Origin of the sequence: Mesorhizobium muleiense (genome assembly GCF_900099905.1) — a bacterium.
In the GTDB taxonomy this organism is placed as follows: domain Bacteria; phylum Pseudomonadota; class Alphaproteobacteria; order Rhizobiales; family Rhizobiaceae; genus Mesorhizobium; species Mesorhizobium muleiense.
In genome coordinates this window covers 80,435-91,353 of the sequence record NZ_FNEE01000007.1, presented here as the reverse complement: position 1 = coordinate 91,353, position 10,919 = coordinate 80,435, and the positions used below count along the sequence as shown (strand labels likewise).

At 63.8% G+C, this 10,919-nt stretch carries 10 protein-coding genes; 4 read left to right on the top strand and 6 right to left on the bottom strand.

From position 1 onward, the window contains the following. Positions 1-16: 16 nt before the first annotated feature. Positions 17-1,429, bottom strand: coding sequence for an FAD-binding oxidoreductase (locus BLT09_RS14870; RefSeq protein ID WP_091594209.1), 1,413 nt, complete (start codon positions 1,427-1,429; stop codon positions 17-19). A gap of 201 nt (positions 1,430-1,630) precedes the next feature. Here BLT09_RS14870 and BLT09_RS14865 point away from each other — a divergent pair, with 201 nt between their 5' ends. Both BLT09_RS14865 and BLT09_RS14860 read left to right on the top strand, forming a co-directional pair. After that, positions 1,631-2,137: a thioesterase family protein gene (locus BLT09_RS14865; RefSeq protein WP_091594207.1), complete on the top strand. Its 507-nt coding sequence runs from the start codon at positions 1,631-1,633 to the stop codon at positions 2,135-2,137. Positions 2,138-2,257: 120 nt separating this feature from the next. Beyond that, entirely contained in the window at positions 2,258-2,455 is a 198-nt protein-coding gene (locus BLT09_RS14860) for a hypothetical protein (protein WP_091594205.1), read from the top strand. Positions 2,456-2,700: 245 nt separating this feature from the next. Here the strand turns inward: BLT09_RS14860 and BLT09_RS14855 are convergent, their stop codons facing one another. Continuing rightward, positions 2,701-3,186, bottom strand: a complete 486-nt coding sequence (locus tag BLT09_RS14855) for an Lrp/AsnC family transcriptional regulator (protein WP_091594204.1) — start codon at positions 3,184-3,186, stop codon at positions 2,701-2,703. Between the two features lie 89 nt (positions 3,187-3,275). Between BLT09_RS14855 and BLT09_RS14850 the strand changes: the two genes are divergently transcribed. After that, positions 3,276-4,181 (top strand): EamA family transporter, encoded by a 906-nt coding sequence (locus BLT09_RS14850; RefSeq protein WP_091594202.1) that lies wholly within the window; start codon positions 3,276-3,278, stop codon positions 4,179-4,181. Here the strand turns inward: BLT09_RS14850 and BLT09_RS14845 are convergent, their stop codons facing one another. Continuing rightward, positions 4,182-5,087, bottom strand: a complete 906-nt coding sequence (locus BLT09_RS14845; protein ID WP_091594489.1) for a dienelactone hydrolase family protein — start codon at positions 5,085-5,087, stop codon at positions 4,182-4,184. A 208-nt stretch (positions 5,088-5,295) separates the two neighbouring features. On the opposite strand from BLT09_RS14845, the gene BLT09_RS14840 reads away from it, so the two are divergent. Continuing rightward, positions 5,296-7,986: an ATP-dependent helicase gene (locus BLT09_RS14840; protein WP_091594200.1), complete on the top strand. Its 2,691-nt coding sequence runs from the start codon at positions 5,296-5,298 to the stop codon at positions 7,984-7,986. Positions 7,987-7,995: 9 nt separating this feature from the next. Here BLT09_RS14840 and BLT09_RS14835 read toward each other — a convergent pair whose 3' ends face one another. Genes BLT09_RS14835 through BLT09_RS14825 form a run of 3 tightly spaced genes read right to left on the bottom strand, consistent with a single transcriptional unit; the run spans position 7,996 to position 10,912 of the window. Further along, entirely contained in the window at positions 7,996-9,048 is a 1,053-nt protein-coding gene (locus tag BLT09_RS14835) for an ABC transporter permease (protein WP_091594198.1), read from the bottom strand. Beyond that, positions 9,045-9,842: an ATP-binding cassette domain-containing protein gene (locus BLT09_RS14830; protein WP_077383235.1), complete on the bottom strand. Its 798-nt coding sequence runs from the start codon at positions 9,840-9,842 to the stop codon at positions 9,045-9,047. Before BLT09_RS14830 ends, BLT09_RS14835 begins: the two co-directional genes overlap by 4 nt. A gap of 56 nt (positions 9,843-9,898) precedes the next feature. Further along, entirely contained in the window at positions 9,899-10,912 is a 1,014-nt protein-coding gene (locus BLT09_RS14825; protein ID WP_091594196.1) for a substrate-binding domain-containing protein, read from the bottom strand. Positions 10,913-10,919: the final 7 nt, after the last annotated feature.

Genomic DNA, 10,919 nt, shown 5'->3' with positions numbered 1-10,919 from the left:
CCAAAAGCAAAAGACTTTAGTCGGCCGGCAGTATCTTCCCAGGGTTCATAATGTTCTGCGGATCGAGCGCCTGCTTGATCGTGCGCATGATGTCGACGCTGTGGCCGAGTTCATGGCGCAGGAAGCCGATCTTGCCTTGTCCGATGCCGTGCTCGCCGGTGCAGGTTCCATCCATGCCGATCGCCCGCATGTTCAGCCGCGCGACAAACTCTTCCGTCTGCTTGATTTCCTTCGGATCGTCGGCGTCCATCAGCACCAGCACATGGAAATTGCCATCACCGGCATGGCCGACAATCGGCGCGATCAGCCCCATCTCGGCGATGTCGGCCTCGGTTTGCGTGACGCATTCGGCAAAGCGCGAGATCGGCACGCAAACGTCGGTCGACAGCCCCTTGGCGCCCGGCCGCAGCGTCAGCGACGACCAATAGGCGTCGTGCCTTGCCTTCCACAGCTTCGTCCGTTCCTCGGCGACGCTGGTCCACAGGAATGGTCCGCCGCCATAGTCTTCGGCGATCGTGCCGAAGGTTTCGGCCTGCTCGTCAACGCCGGCGTCGCTGCCATGGAATTCGACGAACAGGCACGGGCTTTCGGGATAGTCGAGTTTCGAATAGCTCTTCATCGCCCGCATCTGCAGCGCATTGACCAGTTCGATGCGCGCCACCGGAATGCCCATCTGGATTGTCGCGATCACCGCATTGCAGGCCGCCTCGACGCTGGGAAACGGACAGACGCCGCCGGAAATCGCCTGCGGAATGCCCTGCAGCTTAAGCGTCAGCTGGGTGATGATGCCGAGCGTGCCTTCGGAGCCGATCAGGAGCCGCGTCAGATCGTAGCCGGCCGAGCTCTTTTTTGCGCGCTTGCCGGTCGTCACCGTCTCGCCGTCGGCCATCACCGCCGTCAGCGACAATACATTCTCGCGCATCGTGCCGTAGCGCACGGCATTGGTGCCCGACGCCCGCGTCGCCGCCATGCCGCCGAGCGATGCATTGGCGCCCGGATCGATCGGAAAGAACAGGCCGGTGTCGCGCAGGTGCCGGTTGAGATCCTCGCGCGTCACACCGGGCTCAACCGTGCAATCGAGATCCTGCGGGTTGACCGCGAGGATGCGGTTCATCCGCGACGTATCGACAGAGATGCCGCCGCCCGGCGCGTTGGTATGGCCCTCCAGCGAGGAGCCGACGCCGAAGGCGATCACCGGCACGCGGTGCACGGCGCAGGCCGACACGATCTCCTGCACCTCCGGTGTCGTCTCCGGAAACGCCACGCCATCCGGCGCCTGGGTTGGAATGTAGGTGGTGGTATGCGCGTGCTGGGTGCGGATCGCCTGGCCGGTCTGGAACCGTTCGCCGAGCCGCTGCTTGAGGATGCCGAGCACCGCGGCGATGCCTTCTTCGTTGCGCTCGACCGGATTGAGGTCGCTCAGAGCCATCTATTCCTCCGCGAATGGACCAGCGTCCACCCTTGTTATGGACTTATGGATGCCTATCGCATCGGCCCGAAAATCGAAATCGATTTTCGGAAAGCACGATGCGAAGATTCAATGTGCTAGAGCGTACTTTGTGCGTCCAATTGGACGCACGTCGCTCTAGTCTCCCCGACCACGTCCTGTCCAGCCAGAAGGAAGTTTTCGATGTCCACCGCCGCCCCCTTCGCCTCTGCTCCCATGGCCATCGAAAAAGACTGGATCGACTATAACGGCCATCTCAACATGGCCTATTACAACGTGCTGTTCGACCGCTGTTCCGACGAAGCGTTCGAAATGATGGGGATGGGGCCGGACTATGCAAAGCAGCGCCGGCTGACCATCTACACGGCGGAAGTCCATGTCTGCTATATCAGGGAACTGCATCTCGACCACAAGGTCGATGTCTCGTTCCAGCTGCTCGACCATGACGACAAGCGGCTGAGAGCCTACCAGGAAATCCGCCATGTCGGCGGCTGGCTCGCTGCCACGTCCGAATCATTGTCGCTGCATGTCGACATGTCCGGACCGAAGGTGGCGCCCTTCCCGGCCGATGTCCTGGCCAAGGTCGAAGTCATGCGCGCCGCCCATGCGGCGCTGCCGATGCCTGAGCGCGCCGGCCGCTCGATCGGTATTCGTCGCAGGACGCTTGAACCGCAGTCAGACCGCCGTTAACCTTACCAGGGTTTTACCGTGAACAAGCCGAATTGAGGCGTTGAACGACTCAGCGCGGCGTTCGAGAACCGTCCGCATTGCGATACGGGCGGCGGGGCTGAAGCGGTTCGGGGAACGTGCATGAAAACCGATATCAAGGTCGAGGCGGACAGGCTGGCGGCCGACCCACGCATCAGCGACTACGATTTCTGGCGATCGCTGAAGAACCTCAACTACGAAATTTTTACCATCGCCAACAACAACGAGCCGATCCCTTTCGCCATGATCCGCTGGCGCGCCATCCTGAAGCAAGCACGGATGAAGCGCGGCCACGCCTGATCGGTGCGGGAAGAAGTAGGTTCGTTGTTCGATTGCTTTTCTGGGGCGTTTGCGCCGCCCCTCATCCGGCTGCCGCCACCTTCTCCCCGTATGGTGACGGGGAGAAGGGAGCTTGCCGCAGCCTCGGCGCTCTTCCAGCAACGCCCGCAAATTGGCGAAACCATTGATGACAGCGTCCTTCTCCCCGTCACTATACGGGGAGAAGTGCCCGGCAGGGCGATGAGGGGCGGCGCGACTTTTTCCAGTTAAGCTGATGTATTGACGAACACTGCCGCCAGCGGTGAACGCGCCACCACCGGCGACGACTGGATGATTGCGGTGTTGGTCATCGCAAACGGAATGATGCGGTCGATCACCCGTTCGAGTTCGGCCACCGAGCCGACATGCGCCAGCGCGATGAAACAGTCCTCGCCGGTCACCCGATCGCACTGGGCGATTTCCGGCAAGTCGCGGATGATCTCGGCGACCGCAGCCAACTGCCCGGGCACCGGCCTGATCCGCAGCCATGCCGACAGCTTCATGCCGAGCGCGGCCGGGTTGATCCGCACAGTATAGGCCTCGATCACGCCGCTCTCCTGCAGCCGCTTGATGCGCTCGGACACGCTCGGCGCCGACAGGCCGACCGAGCGCGCCAGTTCGGCGGTGCTGGTGCGCGCATCCTTTTCCAGCAGGCGCAGGATTTTCAGATCCGCCGCATCCAGATCAGCATTTTCGTTTCGAATGTGTTTCAGGAAAAACTCCTTTGTTCAGGAGAATAAACGATCTCTTTGATTGGCCATTGCCCATATAAACAGGTAAATCTGCCTGCGATAATGATCCTATGGATGATCAAGCGCAAGCCCCAACTGCTATCCCTGCCCTCGCCGGCCCTGTCTTTGGCAGGCTGGCGACATCGCTGCCGCCGCATGTCTGGTTCGGTGTCAGCGCTGTGTTTCATTATCTCGGGCCGGCTTTCGCCGTGCTGCTTTTCCCGCATGTCGGCGTGCTCGGCATGGCCTGGCTGCGCATCGTTACGGCCGCCCTTGTCTTCGCGCCGCTGACCCGGCCGTGGACGGCCTTCGCCCGCGCCGACCGGCAGACACGGCTGCTGCTTCTCGGTTTTGGCGCTTGCCTCGGCGTGATGAATTGCGCCTTTTACCTGGCACTCTACCGCTTGCCGATCTCGCTGGTCGCGGCGATCGAATTCGTCGGCACCATCGGCGTTGCGCTGGTCGGCGTCAGAAGCCCGCGCAATTTCGCAGCGCTTGCCGTTGCCGTTATCGGCACCTTGCTGCTGATCGACGTCAAATGGTCAAGCGACCCGATTGGCCTGTTCTGGGCCTTCCTCAACGGCGCGCTGTTCGTCGGCTACATCGTGCTTGGCCATCGCGTTTCCCGCGCCGGCGCTGGCGACGGCATCGCCGGCCTGGGCGCTGCCATGGCGGTCGCCTTCCTCATCGTACTGCCGATCGGCTTCACCGATGCGCTGCCGGCTTTCTCGGCGCCGCCACTGCTCATCGCCGCCATCGGCGTCGGCATCTGCTCCTCGGTCATCCCCTATATCTGCGACCAGCTTGCCATGTCGCGGCTGCCGCGATCGAGCTTCGCGCTGATGCTGTCGTTGCTGCCGGTCACCGCCACGCTGATCGGCGTCATTGTGCTCCGCCAGATACCCAGCCTTACCGATTGCATCGGCATCGCGCTGGTGGTGGCCGGCGTCGCTTTTCACAAACCGGCAAATGCCTGATCAGGCAAGCTTCTCCTTGAGAAAGGCGATCGTCCGGCCCCAGGCGAGGTCCGCCGCGTTCTTGTCGTAGCGAGCCGCCGACGTGTCATTGTTGAAGGCATGATTGGCGCCTTCATAGACATGGATCGTGTACTCGACTTCGGCTGCATCGAGTTCCTTCTTGAAGGCGTCGATGCCGGCATTGATGCGGGTGTCGAGCCCGGCATAATGCAGCAGCAGCGCCGCCTTGATCTTCGGCACATCCTCGGCCTTCGGCTGCATGCCGTAATAGGCGACAGCGGCGGCCAGATCCGGCGCGTTGGCAGCCAGCGTGTTCACCGTGCCGCCGCCCCAGCAGAAGCCGACCGCGCCGACCTTGCCGTTGCCATCCTCGCGGCCCCTGAGGAAAGCGACCGTTGCGACCGCATTGGCAGTGGTTTGCGCCGGATCGAGCTTGGAAAACTGCTCACGCGCCTTGTCTTCGTCGTCCGGCGTGCCGCCGAGCGGCGACAGGAAATCCGGGGCCAGCGCAACGAAGCCTTCCAGCGCCACGCGCCGCGTCACATCGCGTATATGCGGGTTGAGCCCCCTGTTCTCATGCACGACGATGACGGTGCCGAGCTTGCCGGACTGGCCGGCCGGCTTGACCAGATAACCCTTCATCTCGCCACCGCTGCCGGGATAGCTGATGTCCTCGCCCGTCACGCGTGAATCGTCCTCGGCAACAATCGCCGCCCGGGCTGAATTCGCCGCCAGCAGCGGCGCGATTGCGGCGGCCGCCGCACCTGATCCGGCAAGCCTGGTCAATTGTTCCATGAAGCGCCGCCGGTCGAGCGTCAGATGCGTGTATTCGTCATAGGCGTCGATCATAGCCTGGGTAATGACGGGTGTGTTGACGGCGGGGTTGGCAGGGCTCGGTTTTGTCATGGCGCTCTCCTCGGCTTCGGGAACATGTCCGCCGCGCAAGATAGGGTCGAGGGCTGCATGGTCCAATCACGGATCAGTGAGGCCCAGCATGCAGTGCTCCACGACGTCGGTGGGTTAAATATACCCATTTGTAGGTTCCGGCGCTGGACAGAGAACAAAACGGAGACGCTTCTGGCCTTTCGCTGCCGAATCACTACATTCGGGGGAGATGTCCGGCTTTTCGGAAGATATGCCTTTTTTTGATGAACCGAACGCGCGGCCCGTGGCCCCGTCGGGCATTGCTGCGCGCGCCATGGCTGCCCGCAGCGGCCATGCCAATGCGCCCGATTATCTGAATGGGCTCAACCCCGAGCAGCGGCTGGCGGTGGAAACCACCGAGGGTCCGGTGCTGGTGCTGGCCGGCGCCGGCACAGGCAAGACGCGCGTGCTGACCACCCGCATCGCTCACATCCTCGCCACCGGCAAGGCCTTCCCGTCGCAGATCCTCGCCGTCACCTTCACCAACAAGGCGGCGCGCGAGATGAAGCAGCGCATCGGCCTGCTGATCGGCGAAGGCAATGTCGAAGGCATGCCGTGGCTCGGCACCTTCCACTCGATTGGAGTGAAGCTGCTGCGCCGCCACGCCGAGCTTGCCGGGCTCAGATCCGACTTCACCATTCTCGACACCGACGACGTTGTGCGCCTGATCAAGCAGCTCATCCAGGCCGAAGGACTGGACGACAAACGCTGGCCGGCCAAGCAGTTCGCCCAGATGATCGACGGCTGGAAGAACAAGGGGCTTGGCCCCGCCGAGATTGCCGAGGGCGACGCCCGCGCCTTCGCCAACGGCAAGGGGCGTGAACTCTACAAGGCTTACCAGGAGCGGCTGAAGACGCTGAACGCCTGCGACTTCGGCGATCTCCTGTGCCACCCGATCCGCATTTTTCGCGCCAATCCGGACGTGCTGAAGGAATACCACAAGCGCTTCCGCTACGTCCTTGTCGACGAGTACCAGGACACCAACACCGCCCAATACATGTGGCTGCGGCTGCTGGCGCAGCGGCCGCAATCCTCCCCCCTTGAGGGGGAGGTGCCCGCGAAGCGGGCGGAGGGGGTAGCCGCAGAAGGCACCGCCAGAGCGTCGAGCACGGCCGTCCGGACCCCACCCGGCCGGGCTTTGCCCGGCCACCCTCCCCTCAAGGGGGAGGGAAACCCGCGCGCGGCCACCATAAACATCTGCTGCGTCGGCGACGACGACCAGTCGATCTATGGCTGGCGCGGGGCCGAAGTCGACAACATCCTGCGCTTCGACAAGGATTTCCCCGGCGCCACCATCATCCGGCTGGAACGCAACTACCGCTCCACCGCGCACATCCTCGGCACCGCCTCCCACCTCATCGCCCACAATGAAAGCCGCTTCGGCAAGACGCTGTTCACCGAAAAGATCGCCGAGGACGATGAGAAGGTGCATGTCCATGCCGCCTGGGATTCCGAGGAGGAGGCCCGCGCCGTCGGCGAAACCATCGAAGCCTACCAGCGGCAAAAGCACAATCTCAACGACATGGCCATTCTTGTCCGCGCGTCCTTCCAGATGCGCGAGTTCGAGGACCGCTTCGTCACCCTTGGCCTCAACTACCGCGTCATCGGCGGCCCGCGCTTTTACGAGCGCCTCGAAATCCGCGACGCCCTCGCCTTCTTCCGCGTCGTCGCGCAAGGCGCAGACGACCTCGCCTTCGAGCGCATCGTCAACGTGCCGAAGCGCGGGCTGGGCGAAGCCACCATCCGCCAGATTCACGACACCGCCAGGGCGCTGCGCATCCCGATGCTGGAGGCTGCGGAAAAACTCGCCGAGAGCGACGAGCTGAAGCCGAAGCCGCGCGCGGCGCTGCGCGAAGTCGCCGCCAATTTCGAGCGCTGGCAGAAGGCGCTGGAGACCACGCCGCACACCGAGCTGGCCGAGACCATCCTGGAGGAGAGCGGCTACACCGACATGTGGAAGAACGACCGCTCGGTAGAAGCGCCCGGCCGGCTGGAAAACCTCAAGGAACTGATCCGCTCCATGGAGGAGTACGAATCGCTGCGCTCCTTCCTCGAACATGTAGCGCTGGTGATGGACGCCGAGCAGAACGCCGAGCTCGACGCCGTCAACATCATGACGCTGCATTCGGCCAAGGGCCTCGAATTCGAGACGGTTTTTCTGCCCGGCTGGGAGGAAGGACTGTTCCCGCATCAGCGCGCTCTCGACGAGGGCGGCCGCTCCGGGCTGGAGGAAGAGCGGCGGCTGGCCTATGTCGGGCTGACCCGCGCCAAGAAGAACCTGCATTTGTGGTTCGTCTCCAACCGCCGCATCCACGGCCTGTGGCAATCGACGATCCCGTCACGCTTCCTCGACGAATTGCCGGAAGCCCATGTCGAGGTCGCCGAGAGCGGCAGCTCCTATGGCGGCTACGGCAATGCCTATGGCGGCGGCTCTTTCGCCTCCGGGCGGGGCGGCCAGGCGGCAGGACGGCAGAATCCTTACGGCGCGTCGCGCTTCGACAATGTCGGCGCAGAAAAATCCGGCGCCTTCTCCAGCACCTATGCAACGCCGGGCTGGCAGCGCGCGCAGCAGAACCGCACCGAGGCGACCGACCGCAACTGGGGCTCGCGCTCCGGCCACCAGGTCGAGCGCATCGGCTATGGCGAGACCGACAGTGGCTATGGTGCCGGCCGCACCTCGATCAAGGGCCGCACCATCGACGGCGAGCTGGTCGCCAAATCCGTTGCCGACAAGCCGTCGGCCTTCAGCGTCGGCGACCGCGTCTTCCACCAGAAATTCGGCAACGGCAACATTGCCGCCATCGACGGCAACAAGCTGACCATCGACTTCGACAAGGCCGGCCAGAAACGCGTGCTGGACGGGTTTGTCACCGGGGTATGAGTCTCCCCCTCACCGATACCGCGCCTGGTTCCATTTGTGGCCGAGCAGCGACAGGATGATGATCAGCCCGTTGAAGAACTGGACATAGAAGCCGCTCAGGCCTGCCGCGACGACGCCGGTCTGGATGAACGACACGGTGACGGCGCCGATGGCGCCGCCGACGACGGTACCGATGCCGCCCCAGGTCGGCGTGCCGCCAACGAACACCGATGCCAGCACCGGCAGCAGATAGCCGTCGCCGGCCGTCGGCCACCAGGTGAAGTTGATCATCACCGAAAAGGTGCCGGCGATCGCCGCCCCGATGCCGACGAAGACGAATACTTTCACCCGCACGCGCTTGACGTCGATGCCCATCTGCTGGGCGCTGTCGGGATTGTCGCCGACCACCTTCACCTGCGCGCCGAAGCGATGCCTGTTGTAGAGCAGCGCCGACAGCACGACGAAGCCGATGGCCCAGAAGATCTGCACCGGGATGCCGTAGAGCTGGCTGGAGAAGATCTTGTAGGCCCAGCTGTCGGCAAGGCTGGTCAGCGCCGTCGACCTGCCTTCGTTGATGATCTGGATCAGGCCGCGCAGCAGGAAGTTCATGCCGAGCGTGGCGATCAGCGACGACAGCCCGCCATAGACGACCAGCGACCCGACAAGGAAGCCGAGCAACGTGCCCGTTGCAATGGCGGCGGCAATACCGAGAAACGGGTCGTAGCCGGCCTGCACGACCAGCGCGAACACCCATGAGGCAAAACCCATCGTCGCCGGAAACGACAGGTCGATCTCGCCGCAGGTGACGACGAAGACCAGCGGCACCACCACGAACAGCGCTACCGGCAGCGTGGTGAGCACGGAACTGTAGAGATACCAGGTGGTGAAGACGGTCGGGTTGGCGATCATGAACACCGTCATCATCACCACGAACACGGCAAGCGTGCCGAGTGCGGCGCGGTTGTCGAGGATGAAGCCGCGCATCCAGTGATCGGATGGGTGTTTCCACTCTTTCCGGGGATTGCCGGGACGGGAGATGCCTGCGGACGGCTCTTGCAGATCGGGCTCCATCGTCTTGCTCATCGTGCTCTCTGCTCCGGGTCGCCGGCGTCGTGCAGTCCCGGCAATCCACCCGGATGCGCGACGTCTTCCATGAAGTTGATGAGGTCTTCGGCCGACTTGACCTGGCTGCGGTCGGCGGTGAGCGCGACCTTGCCGCGGTCCAGCACGACGAAACGATCGGCGATGTCGAAGACGTGGTGGATGTTGTGGCCGATGAACAGGATCGAGCGCCCGCTTGCCCGCACCTGGCGCACGAAATGGAAGACTTTGGCGGTCTCGGTCAGCGACAGCGCCGTCGTCGGCTCGTCGAGGATGATCAGGTCGGCCTGCTTGTAGATTGCCCGCGCGATCGCCACGCCCTGGCGTTCGCCGCCGGAGAGCTGGCCGACGATAGACTGCGGCGTGAACACTTTCGAGGTGAAGCCGATCTCGCGCATCAGCCGGCTCGCCTCCTCGATTTCCTTGTTGACCTTCAGCCAGCCGAGAAAGCCGGTGAGTTCGCGGCCCATGAAGATGTTGCGCACGATCGTCTGCTGCACGGCCAGCGCCCGGTCCTGGAATACCGTCTCGATGCCGGCGTCGCGCGAGCGCGCGGCGCTCCAGCCGGTCACCGGCTGGCCGCGGATGAGGATCTCGCCGCTGGTCGGCTTGACCACGCCGGAGAGGATCTTGATCAGCGTCGACTTGCCGGCGCCGTTGTCGCCGATCAGGCCGACCACCTCGCCGCGGTCGACGCTGAGATTGACCCCGCCCAGCGCATAGACCTGGCCATAGGACTTGCTGATGTCGCGCAGCTCTATAAGGCGTTCTGCCATGGCGATCCTCACTTGGTTCCGGCTGCGGTCGCAAGACCGGCAGCCGTGTCAAAAGGTCAGCGCAGCGCCTGCTTGGCGAGTTCGGCGACGATCTCGTAATTGTCAGGCGTGACGAAGCCGGCGCCGGTGTCGACATTCATTGGCGCCAGGCCCAACACCACCTGCTGGCAGAGGCTGAGGATCGGCAGATAACCCTGCAGGAACGGCTGCTGGTCGGCCGTCAGCTGGACCCAGCCGCCCTTGAAACCCTCGACGATCTGCGGGCTGGTGTCGAAGCCGAAATTGAAGATATCGCCAGCCTTCCTGCCTGCCGCCTGCATGTAGGTCGGGACGTTGCCCAGCATCTGTCCGCCGGGATAGCCAACCGCCTTGACGTCGGGATTGTTGAGGAGTGCTGCGGTAATCACCGGAATGGCCAGATTGGGATCGGAAGCCCATTCGCCGCTCGGCGGCGAGGAGAGCTGGATGACCTCGACGCCCGCCTCTTTCAGGGCGGCGACCGTGCCGCGCTCGCGCGCGCCGCGGCTCTCGTTCTCGAACGGGCCGATCATGATCGCCTTGTCGCCGGCCTTGAGGCCGGCCAGCTTGAACGCCTCGGCGCCGAGCGCGCGGCCCTGCTCTTCCTGCTGGGCGCCGACATAGCCGCCGCCGAACGCTGCCGTGACCTTCGGCACCGGCACGTTCTGGTACATCATCCTGATGCCGTCCTTGTGCGCCTGTTCGGCCAGCGGCATGATCGAAGCATCGCCCGGGTGGCCCATCATGGCGATGCCGCCGGGCTTGACCGCGACGGCCTCGCGCAATTGCTGCACCATCTTCTCGACATCCCACTGGGAGAAGATGTAGTCGACCTTCGGCCCAAGATCGGCCTCGGCCTGCTTGGCGCCATTGTAGACGATGGTGCCGAAGGCGTCGCCCTCGGCGCCGCCGACGAAAAAGCGGATGTGGACGTCCTTGCACCACTGGGCATCGAGCGCCTGGGCAGGCAAGGTGGAGATTGCGGCGACGAGCGCCGTGGCGGCCGCCACGACGGTCGAGCGCAGAACTGTCCTTCTCATCGTGATGCTCATGCACTTA